The sequence below is a fragment of the Stenotrophomonas sp. FSL W7-1447 genome, from assembly GCF_037966425.1.
GTDB classification, from domain to species: domain Bacteria; phylum Pseudomonadota; class Gammaproteobacteria; order Xanthomonadales; family Xanthomonadaceae; genus Stenotrophomonas; species Stenotrophomonas pavanii.
On sequence record NZ_CP150199.1, the window covers coordinates 1,652,117 to 1,670,646 of the forward strand.

At 66.9% G+C, this 18,530-nt stretch carries 15 protein-coding genes; 4 read left to right on the plus strand and 11 right to left on the minus strand.

Annotated elements, in window-relative coordinates; translation table 11 throughout:
* The first annotated feature begins 128 nt into the window (after positions 1 to 128).
* On the plus strand, positions 129 to 2,267 hold the full coding sequence (rlmKL, locus tag NSQ78_RS07630; protein WP_053505180.1) for a bifunctional 23S rRNA (guanine(2069)-N(7))-methyltransferase RlmK/23S rRNA (guanine(2445)-N(2))-methyltransferase RlmL: 2,139 nt from the start codon (positions 129 to 131) through the stop codon (positions 2,265 to 2,267).
* Positions 2,268 to 2,328: 61 nt separating this feature from the next.
* Here the strand turns inward: rlmKL and NSQ78_RS07635 are convergent, their stop codons facing one another.
* The 6 genes from NSQ78_RS07635 to NSQ78_RS07660 all read right to left on the minus strand — a co-directional run bounded on the left by NSQ78_RS07635 (position 2,329) and on the right by NSQ78_RS07660 (position 8,503).
* Positions 2,329 to 2,658, minus strand: a complete 330-nt coding sequence (locus NSQ78_RS07635) for a DUF3325 domain-containing protein (protein ID WP_064238007.1) — start codon at positions 2,656 to 2,658, stop codon at positions 2,329 to 2,331.
* Positions 2,655 to 4,283 carry a PepSY-associated TM helix domain-containing protein gene (locus NSQ78_RS07640; RefSeq protein ID WP_064238008.1) on the minus strand — a complete coding sequence of 543 codons (1,629 nt, stop codon included), beginning with the start codon at positions 4,281 to 4,283 and terminating at the stop codon, positions 2,655 to 2,657. The genes NSQ78_RS07635 and NSQ78_RS07640 overlap by 4 nt, the downstream gene beginning before the upstream one ends.
* A complete protein-coding gene (locus tag NSQ78_RS07645; RefSeq protein ID WP_049469538.1) occupies positions 4,280 to 4,588 on the minus strand; it encodes a DUF3649 domain-containing protein in 309 nt (102 codons plus the stop codon). Before NSQ78_RS07645 ends, NSQ78_RS07640 begins: the two co-directional genes overlap by 4 nt.
* A gap of 242 nt (positions 4,589 to 4,830) precedes the next feature.
* Complete coding sequence (locus tag NSQ78_RS07650; protein ID WP_049469536.1) at positions 4,831 to 6,117, minus strand: DUF445 family protein; 1,287 nt, start codon at positions 6,115 to 6,117, stop codon at positions 4,831 to 4,833.
* 65 nt (positions 6,118 to 6,182) lie between these two features.
* Complete coding sequence (locus NSQ78_RS07655) at positions 6,183 to 7,088, minus strand: plasmid replication/partition related protein (protein WP_064238010.1); 906 nt, start codon at positions 7,086 to 7,088, stop codon at positions 6,183 to 6,185.
* A 62-nt stretch (positions 7,089 to 7,150) separates the two neighbouring features.
* Positions 7,151 to 8,503, minus strand: coding sequence for an aspartate aminotransferase family protein (locus tag NSQ78_RS07660; protein WP_064238011.1), 1,353 nt, complete (start codon positions 8,501 to 8,503; stop codon positions 7,151 to 7,153).
* A 103-nt stretch (positions 8,504 to 8,606) separates the two neighbouring features.
* On the opposite strand from NSQ78_RS07660, the gene NSQ78_RS07665 reads away from it, so the two are divergent.
* Positions 8,607 to 10,103: an aldehyde dehydrogenase gene (locus NSQ78_RS07665; RefSeq protein ID WP_339208298.1), complete on the plus strand. Its 1,497-nt coding sequence runs from the start codon at positions 8,607 to 8,609 to the stop codon at positions 10,101 to 10,103.
* A 144-nt stretch (positions 10,104 to 10,247) separates the two neighbouring features.
* On the opposite strand, the gene NSQ78_RS07670 is transcribed toward NSQ78_RS07665, so the two are convergent.
* Positions 10,248 to 10,889: a hypothetical protein gene (locus tag NSQ78_RS07670; RefSeq protein ID WP_064238013.1), complete on the minus strand. Its 642-nt coding sequence runs from the start codon at positions 10,887 to 10,889 to the stop codon at positions 10,248 to 10,250.
* A 156-nt stretch (positions 10,890 to 11,045) separates the two neighbouring features.
* Here NSQ78_RS07670 and NSQ78_RS07675 point away from each other — a divergent pair, with 156 nt between their 5' ends.
* A complete protein-coding gene (locus NSQ78_RS07675) occupies positions 11,046 to 12,338 on the plus strand; it encodes an MFS transporter (RefSeq protein ID WP_339208653.1) in 1,293 nt (430 codons plus the stop codon).
* Here NSQ78_RS07675 and NSQ78_RS07680 read toward each other — a convergent pair.
* Positions 12,319 to 12,780 (minus strand): bacteriohemerythrin, encoded by a 462-nt coding sequence (locus tag NSQ78_RS07680; RefSeq protein WP_004151683.1) that lies wholly within the window; start codon positions 12,778 to 12,780, stop codon positions 12,319 to 12,321. The two genes, NSQ78_RS07675 and NSQ78_RS07680, sit on opposite strands and share 20 nt — an antisense overlap.
* 85 nt (positions 12,781 to 12,865) lie before the next feature.
* Positions 12,866 to 14,209: a diguanylate cyclase gene (locus NSQ78_RS07685; RefSeq protein WP_057493495.1), complete on the minus strand. Its 1,344-nt coding sequence runs from the start codon at positions 14,207 to 14,209 to the stop codon at positions 12,866 to 12,868.
* Positions 14,210 to 14,649: 440 nt separating this feature from the next.
* Here NSQ78_RS07685 and NSQ78_RS07690 point away from each other — a divergent pair, with 440 nt between their 5' ends.
* Entirely contained in the window at positions 14,650 to 14,991 is a 342-nt protein-coding gene (locus NSQ78_RS07690; protein ID WP_223224845.1) for a hypothetical protein, read from the plus strand.
* Positions 14,992 to 15,102: 111 nt separating this feature from the next.
* On the opposite strand, the gene NSQ78_RS07695 is transcribed toward NSQ78_RS07690, so the two are convergent.
* Positions 15,103 to 16,683 (minus strand): MASE1 domain-containing protein, encoded by a 1,581-nt coding sequence (locus NSQ78_RS07695; protein WP_064238015.1) that lies wholly within the window; start codon positions 16,681 to 16,683, stop codon positions 15,103 to 15,105.
* Positions 16,684 to 16,871: 188 nt separating this feature from the next.
* Entirely contained in the window at positions 16,872 to 18,476 is a 1,605-nt protein-coding gene (locus tag NSQ78_RS07700; RefSeq protein ID WP_064238016.1) for an MASE1 domain-containing protein, read from the minus strand.
* Positions 18,477 to 18,530: the final 54 nt, after the last annotated feature.

The window sequence follows — 18,530 nt, forward strand, 5'->3', positions numbered from 1 at the left end:
CGCCCGCCCGCTTTGACTACAATGGCAGCCCCGCCGCCCCCGGCGCGGGCCTGCCGGCCGTGCCTACGGCCCTCCTTTCCGACCGGCCCGGCCCCTGTGCCGCGCCCGACCACCTGCGAACCGATCCCGTGAAATTCTTCGTCTCCTGCGCCAAGGGCCTGGAATACCTGCTTGCCGATGAACTGTCGGCCCTGGGCCTTGGCAAGGCCACCGCCACCATTGCCGGCGTCAACGCCGAGGGCGAACTGGCGCAGGCGCTGCGGATCGTGATGTGGTCGCGCCTGGCCAGCCGCGTGCTGTGGCCGATCGACGAGTTCGAGTGCCCGGACGAGCAGGCCCTGTATGACGGGGTGCGCGCGCTGCCGTGGCACGAGCACATCACGCCGGAGATGACCCTGGCGGTGGACGCGCATGTGTCCGGCGACAAGATCACCCACGCGCGCTTTGCCGCGCAGCGGATCAAGGATGCCATCGTCGACCGCATGCGCGATGAAGGCCTGGAACGGCCCTCGGTCAACACCGACCTGCCCGACGTGCGCGTCAACCTCTCGCTGCGCAAGGGCCGCGCCTCGCTGTCGATCGACCTCGGTGGCGGCCCGCTGCATCGCCGGGGCTGGCGCGGTGCCGCCCACGAGGCGCCGCTGAAGGAAAACCTGGCCGCTGCGCTGCTGCTGCGCGCGCAATGGCCGCGCCTGCATGCCGCCGGTGGTGGCCTGCTGGACCCGATGTGTGGCAGCGGCACGCTGCTGATCGAAGGCGCACTGATGGCCGCCGATGTTGCCCCTGGCCTGATGCGCCATGGCAGCTTGCCGCCCAGCCGCTGGCTGGGCTTCGACAAGGCGGCCTGGAAGTCCATCCAGAGCGAAGCACGTGAGCGTGAAGCGGCCGGCCTGGCCGCGCTGAAGCCGGTCATCCACGGCAGCGACATCGACCCGGCCGCGATCCAGGCGGCCCGTGAGAATGCAGAGGTCGCCGGCGTCGCCCACGCGATCCGCTTCACCCGCGCCGATGTCGCCGACCTGGCCGCGCCGGAACAGGAGATCGGTGCGGTGGTCTGCAACCCACCGTACGACGAGCGCCTGGCCGCCGATCCGGCGTTGTACCGCGCACTGGGCAATGCCTTGCAGAAGGCGGTGCCGCAGTGGCGCGCCAGCCTGCTGTGTGGCAACGACGAACTGGCCTTTGCGACCGGCCTGCGCGCCAGCAAGAAGTACCAGATGTTCAACGGTGCGCTGGAATGCGCGCTGATCGTCTGCGATCCGATTGCCGTGCCGGGCCGTGATCCGGCCCAGCCGCGCGAGCTGAGCGAAGGCGCGCAGATGGTGGCCAACCGGCTGCGCAAGAACCTGAAGAAGTTCAAGAGCTGGCGTGCCCGCGAGGACATCACCTGCTTCCGCGCCTACGACGCCGACCTGCCGGAGTACGCGGCGGCCATCGATGTCTACGAGGAAGACGGGGGCAGGCGGCGCACCTTCCTGCATGTGCAGGAATACGCGGCACCGGCAGCGATTCCCGAGAACGACGTGCGCCGCCGCCGCAACGAGTTGCTGGCCGCCGCGCGCGAAGTATTCGGCGTGCCACCGGAACAGGTGTCGATGAAGTCGCGCGAGCGCGGCAAGGGCGGCAGCAAGTACGGCCGCTTCGAGCAGCGTGACGAGTTCATCGTGGTGCGCGAGAACCATGCACTGCTGCAGGTGAACCTGTTCGACTACCTGGACACCGGCCTGTTCCTCGACCACCGTCCGCTGCGCCGGATGATGGCCGAGCAGGTGCGCGGCAAGCGTTTCCTCAACCTGTTCTGCTATACCGGCGTGGCCAGCGTGCAGGCCGCCGTGGCCGGTGCCGCCAGCACCACCAGCGTCGACCTGTCGGCGACCTACCTGCAGTGGTGCTACGACAACCTGGCGTTGAACGGGCAGGGCGGCAACCAGCACCTGCTGGTGCAGGCCGATGCGATGGCCTGGCTGGAGGGCGACCGTGGCCAGTACGACGTGATCTTCTGTGATCCGCCGACCTTCTCCAACTCCGCCCGCGCCGACGATTTCGACGTGCAGCGCGAACAGGTGAAGCTGCTGCGGGCGGCCGTGGCGCGGCTGGCACCGGGTGGCGTGCTGTACTTCTCCAACAACTTCCGCCGCTTCAAGCTGGAAGAAAATGCGATCGCCGAATTCGCCCAGTGCCGCGAGATCACCGCACGCACCCTTGGCCCGGATTTCGAACGCAACGCGCGCATCCACCGCGCGTGGGAACTGAAGCGGTTGGGGTGAGGCGACGCCCGGGGCCCGAGCCCTTGCGCTGCACGCAAGGGCTCCGACCCCGGTGGCTCTGTTACAGCACCGCCACCAGCAGCCCGGCCACCGGCAGCACGATCGCCAGCGGCGCGATCCAGTTCGGCCGGTACGGGTACAGCCCGAACGACAGCGCCACGCCGCTCAGTGTCATCGTGCCCAGCCACAGCACCGGCCCCATCGCCCAGCCGTGGTCGGCCACGCACACCGCGAACGCCGCCGTCAGCAGCGTCCAGCCCAGCAGCCGCCATTGCGTGCGCCGTGCCAGCGTGGCCGCGGCCTTGCCGTGCAGGTCGTGCTGGTGTCTTTCCATCGCCAGCGACAGGGCGGTGAACGCAGAGAACGACAGGGCCAGCGCCAGCAGCATCATGCGCGGGCTCCCGCTTCCGTCGCGTCCACGGGTGCCTTCGACACAGCGGCGGTGGCCGCGCGCTTCTTCTTCTCGGCCGCACTCAACGGTGGCGTCCAGCGCTGCATGCGCCAGCCACACAGGGCCAGCATCGCGCCGAACGCGAGCATCGACAGATCAACGCCGGCCAGTGCCCAGTCGCCGTTGCGCAGGGTCACGCCGAGGTGGGCGTGCGTGGTCATTGCATTGATGACCGGCACCAGCGCGAATGCGGCCGCACCCAGATACAGCTGCCAGGCCCACATCATCCGCTTCGGCCAGAGGAAGGCGGCCAGCAGCGCGCCGCCCCAGGCGCAGAAGAACACGTTGGCCTCCGCGCTGGAGCGTTCGGCAATGTCCAGCGGCAGCAGGCGATTGCCCCAGAAATAGGCCGCGAACGCGATCGGCAGGCCCGCCACGGTGCCGATGTTCAGCGCATCGACCAGGCGCAGGCCAAAGCCGGTGCGTCCACTCTTGGCGTGCTTCGGCCGTTCCTTCACCGCCCACAGCACCACGCCACTGGCCACCATCAGGCAGCCGACCAGGCCGGACAGGAAGAACAGGGCACGCAGGCCCCAATCGGCGAAGCGCGCCAGGTGCAGGCCGTACAGCACGCCGCGGGTCGCCGTGGCACCGCCGGAAGGCGGCGTTTCCGCCAGCAGCGTGCCGTTGACCATGTCGTAGCGCACGGCCGGGGTATCGGTGGACAGGCGCTTGCCGTCGCGTTGGCGGATGTCGATCACCGCATTGGCCGCCCCCGGGTTGGACACGGTGAAGCCGGCCACTTCCACGCCGCGCCAGTGCGCACGTGCGCTGTCCAGCAACTGTGCGATCGGCAGCGGCGCGGCGCGTCCTTCGGCCGGTGCAGTCACCTCCGGCATGCCACCGAAGGCCTCGCTGAAGAACGCGTCCTCGTCCTGCGGGTAGGCCACCTTCACCCCCCACGGCAGGTACATGACCATCAGGGTGACGATGCCGGTATAGGTGATCATGGCGTGGTAAGGCAGCGCCATCACCGCACTGACGTTGTGGAAATCCAGCCAGGAACGCAGGCCCTTGTCCTTGCGGAAGGTGAAGAAATCCTTGAAGATTTTCTTGTGGGTGATGACGCCGGTGATGATCGCCACCAGCATGAACATCGCGCAGAAGCCGACCAGGTAGCGCGCCCACAGCACGGGGATGTAGTGCAGGTCGAAGTGCAGGCGGTAGAAGAAGTCACCGCCGCGGGTTTCGCGGGCTTTCAGCGCCTGGCCACTGTTCGGGTCCAGCGTGGCTTCGCCGAAACCACCGCGACGGCCACGACTGGGGTCGGCCTGCTCCGGCGGCAGCCGCCAGAACATCTGCATGGCCGGGTTGCGCGGCTGCGGCAGGGTAACGAACCAGTTCCCGGCCTGGGCCGCGTTGACCTGCAGGTAGTCGACGGCGCGCTGCGCGGCGACGTCGATGCTGACGTTGCTGGAGGGCAGCTCCGGGCGCATCCAGCGGCTGATTTCCTCGCGGTAGTAACTGGCGGTGCCGGCCATGAAGATCAGCAGCAGCAACCAGCCGACCAGCAGGCCGGTCCAGGTGTGCAGCCAGGCCATCGATTGGCGGAATCCGTTCTTCATGCCCAGGCCCCCAGCAGCCGGGCGACGGCCGCCATCAGCAACGCCGGCGCCAGGATGCCGGCCCAGGCGCGCAGCGCGCTGCGGGTGGCAAACGCCCACAACGCCGCGCAGGCGGCCACCAGGATGGCCAGCAGCATGCCGGTCAGCACGGCCTGGCCGCGGGGGCCGGGCAGTGCCACCGCGCAGAACACGCTGGTGGCCGAAGCCAGTGCGTAGCCGCCGAAGATCGCGGCCAGCGAGCGTGACAGCACGCCCCAGCGGGGATTGGAGAACAAGGGGCGGGCGGTTGCGGGCGAGCGGTCCACGGCGTTCCTGAAGATGGAAGGGAGGAGGGAACGCGCCGCGGCCTCCTTGCGCCCTGCGCATGTGGCCGAGCGAGGTCCCGTCAACGGAGCACTGCCCGCGCCGGCGCGCAGTCCTGGGTGGGAGGCAGGCGGGCAAGGGATGCGTCTTCCGCACCCGTCCGCCCAAGTGCACGACCCATCAGCAAATGATAGGCATTCGCATTTCTTGAATCAAGCATGACGCCGCCAGCGGGCGGTGGTGGCTAGAACCTGAAGACGACGGTTGCCGCATGCAGCAGCAGGCCGATCAGACCGCCGACCAGCGTGCCATTGAAGCGGATGAACTGCAGGTCGCGACCCACGCTCAGTTCCAGCTGCTCGACCAGATGGCGCTCGTCCCAGCCCTTCACGGTCTGCGCGATATGCGTGGTCACTCCTTCGCGTAGGCGGCCGGTCAAGCGCTGCGCCCCTTCCAGCAGGTGCTGGTTCAGCGCCTCGCGCAGCGCCGGGTCGGCCTGCAGGCTGCTGCCCAGCGACGCCAGGCTGCGCTGCAGGTGACCGACCAGCGCCGAGTCTTCGCGCTGCAGGTCGGCGCGCAGGCTGGCGTGGATCCGTGCCCACAACCCCTGCACGTAGTCCTGCAGGGCGGGGTGGTCGATCATGTCCTGCTTGAGCTGTTCGATGCGTTCGGCCAGCGCCGGGTCCGCGCGCAGGCGCTGTACGTAATTCTGCAGCCAGGCCTCGTAGTCCTGGCGCAGCGGATGCTGCGGCTCGGCCAGCACCTGCTGCAGTTCCTCCAGCACCGCGCGTGCCAGGCGCTCGGCCAGGCTGTCGCCGATCTCGTCGATCGGCTTGACCCAGTTCACCGTGCTCGACAGGGTCGGCCATTCGCGCTGGATGTAGCCCACGATCAGCTGCGAAGCGCGCTCTTTCACCTGCGGCTGTTCCAGCCAACGGCCGAGCCGCTGCAGGCCCTCGTCCAGCACCCGCTGGTGGCGTCCGTCGGCGGTCAGCAGCGCCAGCAGTTCACCGGCGGTGGCGGCGGCATTCCACTGCCGCAGCTGCTGCACCACGAAGGCGTGCAGCTGCCGGCGCACCGCGGTTTCGTCGAAGAAATCCAGCGCCTGCAACGCCCAGCCGCGGGCCATGTCGGCCAGCATCCGTGAGCGCGCCGGATCGGCCAGCCAACTGCCGAGGCGGCTGGCCGGGTCGAACACCTGCAGCTTGGCCAGCAGCACGCCCGGCTCCAGGAACTGGTCGCGCACGAACAGCGCCAGGCTGTCGCCGATGCGCTCCTTGCTGCGCGGGATGATCGCGGTGTGCGGAATCGGCAGGCCCATCGGCCGCCGGAACAGCGCGACGACCGCGAACCAGTCGGCCAATGCGCCCACGGCTGCCGCTTCGCAGAAGGCCGAGACCCAGGCCCAGATGCCGCGCTCGCCCTGCCAGTGGCTGACCGCGAAACCCGCCAGCATCAACAGCAGCAGGCCCAGTGCGAGGGCTTTCAGGCGCCGCAGCTGGGCGCGGCGCGGATCGTGGACAGGCGTCATGCCGGAAGTCTAACCGGCACGGCATGAGCATCTGGTAGTGCCGGCCGCTGGCCGGCATCTTCAGTTCACCCGATACCTTCATGGGGTTGCCGGCCAGCGGCCGGCACTACCTGCTTGCGCAGCGCGGCCAGCTGCGCGCGCAGGGTATCGTTCTCGCGGGTCAGCGCGACCACGCGACGGCGCAGTGCCGCTGCATCCTCGCCCAGCAGCTCCAGCGCCGACAGGACCTCGGCGTCGCGGCTGGCGATCTCGTCCTCGCTGGGCTCTTCGACATCCATCTCGGCCGCGTCCGGCTTCGGTGCGCGCGGCTTGCGCTTGGATTCACGCACGCGCTTGGCAGCCTGCTTCAACTCGTCCTTGCCACCGGCCGCGGCCGCGCGCTGCTCATCCTCCGGCAGGTCGGCCACGGCGGCGGCAGCGCTGATCGAGATCACGCCGGCCTTCACCGCTTCGACCACTTCGGGCGCGGCCTGGGCGTGGATGCGCTCGATCATGCCGACCTGGCTGGTGCTCAGCTTGGCCTCGCGGGCCAGCTCGGCGCGGCTGATCTTCGGTGCCGGCTCCCACGGCGGGCTGTCTTCGCCCTCGTCGGCAACGTCAGCGGTGCCATCGCTCTCGCGCTGCAGCTGCGCCTGCTCGACCTGCTTGCGGGCGGCCAGGATGTCGCGCTTGCGCAGCGCCAGCACGCCGCGCTGGAAGTCGGACACGCTGCGCCGGCCCAGGTGCTGCTCGATCATCCACAGATGCACGTCTTCCATGCTCTGGAAGCGGGTGTTCTGCACGGTGTTGAAGGGTAGGCCATGCTTCTGGCAGATGCCGAAACGGTTGTGGCCGTCGACCAGTACGTTGCCCCACAGCACCAGTGCGTCACGGCAGCCTTCGGCCAGGATGCTGCGCTCCAGCGCGTCATGTTCGTCCGCGGTCAGCGGGTCGATGTAGGCCTTGAGTTCTTCTTTGACGACGATATCCATGGGCACGGCAGCGAGCAGGAGCGGAACCGCCCATTGTACCTGCTCGCCACCGCCGGCCCGGCTCAGGCGGTGGCCCGGATCATCTCGCCCAGGGTGCCGGTGATCTGGTCGATCTGCGCCTTGTCCACGATCAGCGGCGGCGACAGCGCGATGATGTCGCCGGTGCAGCGCACCAGCAGCCGGCCGTCGTGGAAGCAACGCCGGTAGACCTCGTAGCCCCGGCTGCCGGGCGCATCGCGGCGCGGCGCCAGCTCGACCGCGCCGACCAGGCCGAAGTTGCGGATGTCGATCACGTTGGGCAGGCCCTGCAGCGCATGCAGCCGTTGCTGCCAGTACTCGCCCAGCTCGATGGCGCGCTCGAACAGGCGTTCCTCGGCGTAGACGTCCAGTGTCGCCAGCGCCGCGGCGCAGGCCAGCGGGTGCCCGGACCAGGTGTAGCCGTGGAACAGCTCGATGGCTTGCGGCGGCGCCTGCATCAGCCCGGCATGCACCGCATCGGCCACCAGTACGCCGCCCAGTGGCACCGCGCCATTGCTGACCGCCTTGGCGAACGTCAGCAGGTCCGGGGTGACCCCGAAACGCTGCGCGGCGAAGGGCATGCCGACACGGCCGAAACCGGTGATGACCTCGTCGAACACCAGCAGGATGCGGTGCTGGTCGCACAGCTCGCGCAGGCGTTGCAGGTAGCCGGGCGCGGGCAGGATCACCCCGGCCGAACCGGCAATGGGTTCGACGAACACTGCGGCGATGGTGGAGGCGTCATGCAGTGCGATCAGTCGTTCCAGGTCGTCGGCCAGCTCCGCGCCCTGGCGTGGCAGGCCCTTGCTGAAGGCATTGCGCTGCAGATCCAGGGTGTGCCGCAGGTAGTCCACACCGCCCAGTTGCAGGGCGAACGACTTGCGGTTGTTGGGCAGCCCGCCCAGCGCCATGCCGCCGAAGCCGACGCCGTGGTAGGCCTTCTCGCGGCTGATGAAACGGGTGCGCTGGCCTTCGCCACGCTGGCGGTGGTAAGCCAGCACGATCTTCATCGCGGTATCCACCGCCTCGGAGCCGGAGCTGGTGAAGAACACATGGTTGAGCGGCCCCGGTGCCAGCGCGGCCAACCGCTGCGCCAGTGCGAACGCCGGCGGCGAGCCCATCTGGAAGGCGGGTGAGTAGTCCAGCGTGCGCGCCTGCTCGACGATGGCCTCGACGATGCGCGGGCGGGCATGGCCGGCATTGCAGCACCACAGGCCGGCGGTGCCGTCGAGGATCTGGCGGCCGTCGACATCCTCGTAGTGCATGCCCTCGGCACGTACCAGCACACGCGGGGCGGCCTTGTACTGGCGGTTGGCGGTGAACGGCATCCAGTACGCCTCCAGTGATTCCGGGCGCTGGGTAGCCAGGTCGTGCAGGTCGCTCGCGGGATGCTTCATGCCGGCTCCGTCGGGTCCGATGGGGTGAATGTAGCGCAGCCACGTCACGGTGGAGTCGCGGCCACGCCGGTATAACCGGGGCGACTGTTCCGAGGAGCCCGACATGGCCGACTTTCCCGACCGCAGCCACTGGCAGGTGCTGTCGCAGCAGCTTTCGATGCCTGGACAGGCCTTCATCGATGGCCGCTACACCGACGCCGCCAGCGGCGCCCGCTTCGACTGCATCAGCCCGATCGATGGCCGCGTACTGGGAGCGGTTGCCGACTGCGATGCGCAGGACGTGGAGCGTGCGGTGCTGGCGGCGCGGCGTGCCTTCGAGGCCGGCCACTGGTCGCAGGCCAGCCCGGCCCACCGCAAGCGGGTGCTGCTGGCCTTGGCGGCCCTGGTGGAGAAACACGCGGACGCGCTGGCGCTGCTGGAAACCCTGGACATGGGCAAGCCGGTGCGCGACGCGCGCCGCATCGATCTGCCCGCTGTGGTGCGCTGCCTGGGCTGGACCGCCGAAGCGGTGGACAAGCTGTACGGCGAAATCGCACCCACCGGCCTGCATGTGCTGGGGCTGGTCACGCGCGAGCCTGCCGGCGTGGTGGCGGCGATCGTGCCGTGGAATTTCCCGCTGCTGATGGCCTGCTGGAAGATCGCACCGGCGCTGGCCATGGGCAATTCGGTGGTGCTCAAGCCTTCGGAGCGGTCGCCCCTGACAGCGCTGCGGTTGGCTGCGCTGGCCGCCGAGGCGGGCCTGCCGGACGGGGTGCTGAACGTGCTGCCCGGCCAGGGCGCGCGGGTCGGCGAGCCGCTGGCCCTGCACATGGACGTGGACGTGCTGGCCTTCACCGGTTCCACGGCCACGGGCGCGAAGCTGCTGCAGTATTCAGGGCGATCCAACCTCAAGCGGGTCTGGCTGGAGTGCGGTGGCAAGAGCCCGCACGTGGTGTTCGCCGACGCTCCCGATCTGGACGCCGCCGCCAGGTCGGTGGCCCAGGGCATCTTCTTCAACCAGGGCGAAGTCTGCACCGCCGGCTCGCGGCTGCTGGTACAGCGCTCGATCCGCGAGGATTTCGTGCACCAGGTGGTTGCCTACGGCCAGCGCATGCAGCCCCGCCATCCACTGGACGCCGATGCACCGATGGGTGCGCTGGTCGACGCCGCGCACGTGGACAAGGTGCTGGCCGATATCACGCGCGCCGAAGGCGAGGGCGCTCGCCTGCTGCTGGGCGGCCGTCGGGCCGACGTGGAAGCCGGAGGCTGCTATGTGCAGCCCACGGTGTTCGACCAGGTGCGTCCAGACCACGCGTTGGCGCGCGAGGAGGTGTTCGGGCCGGTGCTGGCCGTACTGGGCTTCGAGGATGAGGCTGAAGCCGTGCGCGTGGCCAACGACAGCCGCTACGGCCTGGCGGCGGGCCTGTGGACGCGGGACCTGGGCCGTGCCCACCGCGTCGCGCGCCAGCTGCGTGCAGGCAGCGTGTGGGTGAACGGCTGGGATGGCGGTGACATGACCGCCCCGTTCGGTGGCTACAAACAGTCCGGCAATGGACGCGACAAATCACTGCATGCGTTCGACAAGTACAGCGAGATCAAGGCCACCTGGATCCAGTTGTAACGACGTGGCTGCTTGACCGCTGTTCGCCCTTTGTAGAGTCGAGCCTTGCTCGACTGCCGTTCGTTCTTTTGTGGAGCCGAGCCATGCTCGGCTGCATCCCGCGAAGCGCAGTCGAGCATGGCTCGACTCTACAAAGGCGTGCCGCTACCGGCAGCGGGCACTCACCTGCAGCACTGCCGCACGCAGCACGTCGCGGTCGGCTTCTTCGACGGCGTTCTGGAAATAGTCCATGTCCTGCTTGCCCAGCTCGCACGGGTCGACGGTGTAGCCGGGTGGCCACAAGCCCAGCAGCTGCGCCACGCCATGCACGATCTGCTCGGGGCTCATCTGCCGACGGATCCGGAAGTAATTGCGGCGCGGCCCGAACGCGGGATGGACCTCGCGCCGACCGATCAGGCGCGGCGCCACGCCCGCTGCGCTGATGCCGTCACCGCCATCGATGCTGCCCGCAGGCAGGCCCAGCAACAGTGGCGCCGTTGCAGGCGGTTCCTCGGACGCGGGCGCGATGGCATCCGTGGGTGCGGCCGGGGCCGGACGGGACGCTGTCGATGCGGCGGGTCGCGCCGCCGATGCGGAGGGCAGCGCCGGGTGTGGTTGTACCGCCGCGGGTTGCTCCGGCGGTAACCAGCGCAATGAAATCCTGGCAGCTTCGTCGCTGGGCAGCGTCATCCTGCCACTGCCCAGCAGCCACACTGCCATCAACCCATGCACCAGCAGCACCATCAGCCATGCCACCATGCGCGGCAGCTTCGGCGAATCGGACCACGACAGCGCGACTGCAGTCATCGGCAAAGCATCCATGCAGGGACCGGTGGCGCAGCCTAGCGGGCGGCCCGAAAAATTTCGTTGGCATCGGTGTCGGCTGAAACCATCGTCCCGTGCGGCCGCCAGCCCGTGGCAGAATCGGGCGATCCGCCGTTACCCGTGTTGCCGATGTCGACGATCACCGCTGCCGCACCGCCCGTGAATTCTCCCAGTCGTGTCCTGCTGGCCAGCCTGATCGGCACCACCATCGAGTTCTTCGATTTCTACATCTACGCCACGGCGGCCGTGCTGGTGTTCCCGCACCTGTTCTTCCCGGACAGCAGCGAGCAGGCGGCCCTGCTGCAGTCACTGGCGACCTTCGCCGTGGCGCTCATCGCGCGCCCGGTCGGCTCTGCGGTGTTCGGCCATTTCGGTGACCGCATCGGCCGCAAGGCGACGCTGGTCGCGGCGTTGCTGACCATGGGCCTGTCCACGGTGCTGATCGGCCTGCTGCCGACGCACGCACAGATCGGCCTGGGGGCGCCGGCGCTGCTGGCGCTGTGCCGCTTCGGCCAGGGCCTGGGGCTGGGCGGCGAGTGGGGTGGGGCGGTGCTGCTGGCCACCGAGAACGCGCCGCCGGGCAAGCGTGCCTGGTACGGCATGTTCCCGCAGCTGGGCGCGCCGATCGGCTTCCTGTTGTCGGCGGGCATTTTCCTGGTGCTTGGCCGCTGCCTGAGCCAGGATGATTTCCTGCAGTGGGGCTGGCGTATCCCGTTCGTGGCCAGCGCGCTGCTGGTCGGCCTGGGCCTGTGGGTGCGCCTGAACATCCATGAGACGCCCGACTTCAAGCAGGCACTGGAGCGCAAGGCGCCAGTGCGGCTGCCGATGTGGACCGTGCTGCGTGACCATCCGGTGCCGATGCTGCTGGGCACGCTGGGGGCGTTCGCCACCTTCGTGCTGTTCTACCTGATGACGGTGTTCAGCCTTGGCCACGGCACTGCGGTGCTGGGCTACAGCCGCGAGCAGTTCCTGCTGATGCAGATGGCCGGCATGGTGTTCTTCGCACTGGGCATCCCATTGTCGGCACGCTATGGCGACCGCTGGGGCACGCGTCGCACCATGATCGTCGCCAGCGTGCTGATCATCGGCTTCGGCGTACTGTTCGCGCCGTTGTTCCAGCCGCACAGCCCGTGGCTGGTCACCGCGTTCCTGTGCCTGGGCCTGTTCCTGATGGGGCTGACCTACGGCCCCTGCGGCACCTTCCTGGCCGAGATCTACCCGGTGGAAGTGCGTTACACCGGCGCGTCGCTGTCATTCAACCTGGCCGGCATCCTCGGCGCGGCGCCGGCGCCGTACCTGGCCACCTGGCTGGCCGAGCGTTTCGGCCTGGTCGCGGTCGGCTACTACCTGTGCCTCACCGCGGTGGCCACGCTGTGCGCGCTGGTGGCCCTGCACCGGCGCGCGCTGCGGCTCAGCCAAAGAAGCGCTTGAGCGTGCGCCCCAGCCAGCCACCGCCCTGGTGTTCGCGGGCGAACTGGTTCAGGTGTGCCTTGACCTGTTCGGCATACGCCTGGTCGTCGCCACGGATGTGGTTGAACAGCCAGCGCGAGAGCATGGTGCGCAGCTCGTCGCTGATGTCCTCGCCGGCCTGGAAGCGCATGCGGTACTCCGATACCCGCTTGATGAAGACCTCGTGCACGCGCTTGTGCGCGGCACAGAACGGATAGCCCGCTTCCTCCATCAGTTCTTCCTCGAACGCGAAGTGCGACATGGTGTAGTCCACCACTTCGTCGATCACTTCGCCCACTGCCGCACGCTGCATGCTGGCCTGGGCCACGTGCAGGTGGTTGAGCATCTCGATGATGCGGCGGTGTTGTTGGTCGATCACATCGATGCCGATGTTCAGATCGTCCTGCCAGACCAGTAGTGCCATCCCCGGCTCCCCTTCATGCGTATGTCGGGGCTGACTGTAGAGCTGCCGCGGCGGCGCGGCGTTGATCTGGATCAAGGCTGCCCGGTCAGGTCAGCGCGGGCTCGCGCGGGCGCAGCGGGCTGGCCACCGTGGTGCAGCTGACCCGGTTGCGGCCGCCGGCCTTGGCCAGGTACAGCTGGCGGTCGGCTTCGGAGATCAGCCGGTGCAGTGCATCGCGCTGCGGGCGCAGGCAGCACAGGCCGATGCTCACCGTCATGCGCAGGCTGGCGGTGCCGATGTCCACTTCCAGCGCGGCGATGCGCTGGCGCAGTTCCTCGAAGTACAGCAGGGCCTCGTCCTGCTCCATGTCCGGCACCAGCAGGCAGAACTCCTCGCCGCCGAACCGGGCGGTCAGGTCGTGGCTGCGGGCATGCGCGGCCACCGCTCCGGCCACCGCACGCAGCGCGTCATCGCCGGCTTCGTGACCGTAAGTGTCGTTGATGTGCTTGAAGTGGTCGATGTCGATCATTGCCACCGCCACGCACTGGCCATGCAGCTGCAGCTGCGGCAGCTGGCGCTGGCTCTGTTCCAGGAAGCAGCGGCGGTTCGGCAGGCCGGTGAGGAAGTCGCGGGTGGCCAGGTCCTGCAGGGTGCCGATCAGCTCCAGCTGATCCACGTTCTGCGAGACCCGGCAGAAGAATTCCTCGCGCGAGAACGGCTTGCGCAGGAAGTCGTTGGCGCCGTTCTTCAGGAAGCGCGGAATCAGCGAGGCATCGGTATTGCCGGAAATGCCGATCACTGCCACCTTGTCGCGCGAGCGCAGGGTGCGCAGGCGGCGGGTGAACTCCACGCCTTGCATGCCAGGCATTTCCTGGTCGACCACGGCGAGGCGGATCGCAGGATGCGCTTCGATCGCAGCCAGCCCCTCATTGCCATCGGCTGCTTCGTGCACCTCATGGCCATACATGCGCAGCAGGGCGGCGGCATAGCCGCGGGCCGAAGGCGAATCGTCCACCACCAGCGCCGCAATGCGCCGGTTGCGCTCCAGGCGCTGCACCAGCCACACCAGATAGTCGATGCTGCCCGGCGTGTTCTTCAGCACGTAGTCGATGATCTGCTGCTGCAGTACGCGCTTGCGCAGGTCCTCGTCGTAGACGCTGCTGACCACCACGGTGGGCAGGCCGCGCCTGAGGAAGAACTCGACCACCGCGTCGCGGTCGCCGTCGGCCAGCACCAGCCCGGTCAGTACCAGGAACCAGCCGCCCTCTTCACTGAGCAGGCGGTCGGCCTCGGCCAGGGTGGAAGCGATCACCACCGGCAGCTCCAGGCGCTGCTCGATCGCCTCGCGCAGCATGCCGGTGAAGGCACGGGAGTTTTCGACCAGCAGGATCCGCTGCGGCAGCGGATCGGCCAGGTCGCCATCGACGGCGGCCTGCGGCAGGACGGGCATGATGCGGTGGCTCACGAGGGAGGGACTCGGCACGGATAGCGGCAGTTTCGGGTGCAACTTTAGCGGGAGCCATCGCTTGCGGACAGATCTGCCCTGCACGGTTCTGGTGCGGGCACAGGGCATCCCTGGCAGAACAGGGACAGGTTTGGAGGCATTCCCTTCATGGCGCTTGCAGTGCGGCGTGGTTATGCTGGGTCGCGCCATCCTTACTGGTGTCTTGGGCACGACGGCGTCGAACGAAGAGTCCCTTCAAGCGAGGTCGAGATCCATCCAGTCGCGGTGTGGCGAAACGGAATTGCCTGGAGTTGTCTTTCCAACCATCCATGGGGGTGAGCGTGAGATTTTCTGAATTGCGAGTGTTGCTACCGGCCGCTGTCCTGCTTTCCATGTCGGCTTTCAGTGCATCGGCGTGTTGCCCAAGTGGTGACAACGGAATCCATATGGCTCAGACCGGTCTGGGGGAGGCTCTGCCGGTAGCCACGAATCTGAGTTCGAACCCCAACTGGCTTGTTTATGGATTTGAACGTGATGGGATCAGTTACTACCAGGTGAACGATCTCTCGGGACAGGTCGTCCTGATCGTGGGAAATGTCGATGCGACGTTCTGGACGCTTCCAGCGGGCAATAGCGCTGCAAAGGTATCTCTGCCTTCGCATCGACTGCGTCTGCCCGAAAAGAGCGTCCGACGCGTGGTGTTCCAGAACGCCGAGTTCTCGTTGGTAGTCTATGGGGAAGGCGCGAGCGCTGTATGGGTCGTCGAATCCGTGGATGCTGCAGGCTGAGGACACTCTGCGTGGCCGCCACGACGGGGCACACCGACGAAGCAGGAGCCGGGAGCCGGCTCCTGCGATGATCTGATCGTCCGGGCCTTGCGTTCAAGTGACTGGGGACCGTCAGGCGATGTCCACTCGGCTTGTCCAGGCAGCTTGCATGCTGCTTTGCGCGCTGCTGGTCGCAGTTTCCAGCAGCAGCACACGCACGCGGTTCCTTTCGCAGTGCACTTTTCCCCCATAGGCTTGTGCACGCGAACTCAGGCGTTCAATAGCCAACCTTGTGGTGTCGACGAGCAGCTCACGATCACGGTCCAGTAGAGCAATTCTGAGCAGAATTCCTTGTTGCCCTTTCAGTCGTCCACAACGAGCATGTATCTGGATCTGTCCTTGTTCCTGTTTGAGCAGCAATGAAACGGCCTCGGTGAGCGTGCGGTAGGCCGCCAGCTGCAATGCAATGCTCAATCTGCAGGGATCCCCGGTCAGGATGGGAGATGTGACCCTGTGTGTCTGATCCCAGCTTTCGCGAATGCCGCTGACCTGCAGGGCCAGGTAGAGCCCGACGTGCTCGACTTCGGTCGGATATACCATGCTGGTCAATTCGCGGAACTGGCGGGAATGCGCGGTGGACGTGAGAAGAAGATCCAGCGCCGGCGAGTGATGGCCGTGTGTCTTCAACAAGTCGACTGTCTTGTTCAAGGAAACTTCAATGCCATCCGCAATTCTCCTGAGATCCAGGGCGCGCTCCCGCAGATCCATCTCGCTCGCCATATGAGCCGACCTTGATAGCCGAGCGGTCTGGTGTCCGTCTGCGTCACTACGCCCCCGTTGATGATAGTGCCGGGTGATCCGGGAGCCGAGTGCCAGCAACCCCGTTCCTGCAATGGCAATCAGCTGCTGCGTCGTGAACGTTCGATCATCGTATGAGCCAAGGAGGCCGGATGTAGGGGTGACCACCGCAATGAGAATATTCAACAGGGGAACACCAATGGCTGCTCCCTGCCAGCCATGAATGCATGTCAACACGATCACGGGCAGTGCCATGGTCAACTGCAGACTCGTTTTGCTCGCATCCGACAGGCCGGGGGCCAGTGCGGTAACCAGGCCGAGCCCCAGCATCACTGCGAGAGCAGCGATTGTGGGAGGGGAGCGCCAGAGCCTCCATTCGTACATTGCATGGCGTCTGCTCCAGAGAACTGCGAGCGGTGCGACGGTCAGAATGGCAATGTAGTCACCGAGGACAAAGCGCACGGCCCTTGTCGCAATCGGCACGCTTGAAGGGTTCTCTGAAAGCAGGTGAGACAGCCCAAGCTTTAAGGCAGTAGCAATCACGGCGGCTGAAACTGCGACTGAAAGCAGCCACGCATCTGCCTTTGCGGTCATGAATTTTCGATGCGCATGTACAACCAGAGCCACGGCTGGCAGCAGGAACGCCGAACCCAGGATGACCCACGCGAGTCCATAGTCATCTATCAGCGGGTAGCGCAGTTGTGCGAAGAACGCATATTCGCCAATAAGCAGGTAGGACCAGAGGCGAGGCGGACACACAAGCAAAGCCGCTACACGAATGCCGGCAGGCAGGTAAAACTGGTCCAAAGAGACCCGCCAGGCGGCCCAACACGTGATCGCGTACATCGCGGCAATCGCGAGCCCCAAGGGCCGTACGCGGAACGTCAGCTCAATTCCCCTTTTCCACCAATTCAACCCAAGCCTCCCTTGCTCGTGACATGGCGGCGGCCCCAGTGCTGTTTGAACCCGCCATTGGGTGACAGTATCGATAGAAGCACGGGGGCGCAATCACGCGGTGGTGCGCGGTCCTGGCGGGGTAAGGGGGCGTGCGCCGAACAAAGATCACTTTTGAGTAGTGATCTGCATCTCGTTTCCGCAGGGAGTCAGGTCGCGGCCCGTGGGGCGCCTGGATCGATGAAGCGCGTACTTCCACGCATGGATTCGTTGGCGTCCGTCTGGCGGGAATCTCCCTGTGCTTCCGTCAACACGATCCTGAGCCTGTTGCCCGTGATGTCCATGTGGCCACCATGCACCAGGATTCGGCCCAGCAAATGCTCATTTGCTTGTTCCGAGGTCCGGGTTCCCAATGATTCGTTTCGGCCCACGAGGGCTATGCAGATGAATACGCCGGGCTTCTGGATGAAGTTCCCGCAGCGGATACTGACAGAAATCTGTCCGGATTCGCATTTCAGGAGCAGTGACACCGCGTCAACCACGAGTCGGTAGGCCGCAAGCTGCAGGCCGACCCCGAGCGAGCAGGGATCACCCATCAACCTGGGCCGCCCGATCCGATGTGTGGCGTCCCAAGCCTCGCGCACTCCACCGGCCTGCAGTGCCACATACAGGCCCAGTCGTTCCAGGGCGGCGGGATAGATCATGCTGGCCTGGGCCCTGAACAGGCGCGAGTGCACCTCCGAGGTATGCCGCAGGCTGTCGGCCACGGCGTGATGACCCTGGGCATGCAGCCAGTTCACCATCTCATTCAGGGACAGGTCCATGCCATCACCGAGCTGGCGCAGGTGCGCCGCCCGTTCGCGCAATTCCATCTCGCTGGCCAAGTGCGAGTTGCGGGCAAGCTGCAGGGCTGCCCGGCCATCTTCCTCGCGTAACCGGTGTTGGTTCTGGAAGTGGGTGATGCGCGCACCCAGCAGCAACAGGGCGACGCTGGCGATGGCCATGGCCTGCTGGGTGGCGAAGGTTGCGGCATCGAACGCGTCTGGGCGATCGGCCGGTGTACTCATGCCCAGGATCATGTTCACGGCTGCAACACCAATGGCTGCTCCACGCCACCCCAGCAGGCAGGTCAGGGCGATTGCTGGAATCGGCAGGATAAGCAGCAGCTGCAGCGAGCCCGGGCTGGTGATCGATGCAGGTACTGGCGTCGCCTGCAGGCCGATGACCAGCATGGCCCCGAGTGCACCTGCCACGGCCGCAACGGACCGGGCCGTCCATTGTTCCTCGGCGCGACGGATCCACAGCAGTGCCAGCGGTGCCAGGATAAGGATGCCGGTGAAGTCGCCCAGCGCGTAGCGCAACACGTGGGTGAGAAATGGCGTTTCCCGCAACGGTGGCCAAAGCAGGGAGGAGATGCCCAGGTTGAGCAGGCTGATCGCCGCAGCCGCGCAGACCGCGATGGAAATTACACCCACGACGGTGGTGCGTGCGAGCAGTTTCCGGTGCAGCTGCACGATCAGCATAACGGTAGGCATCAGGAAGACTGATGCGCAGATCACCCAGGTGAGGCCGTACTTGCCCAGCAGGGGGACGCGCAGATGCGCGAAGTAGGCGTACTCGCCGATCAGCAGATAGGGCCAGAGACGGGGCGGGCACAGTAGGAGGGCGGCCACCCGCACACCGGCGGGCAGGAAAAACTGGTCCAGGGACAGCTTGCGCGCCGCCCAGCAGGCGAGCGCATAGACGAACGCCAGCGCCAGCCCCTCGGGGCTGACCCGGATCCTCACCAGCAGGCCGTCCTTCCACCACTGCATCCACGTGCTCCCCCAGCTCCTGCGTCGATTATGCAAACAAAGGGCGGCAGTGGA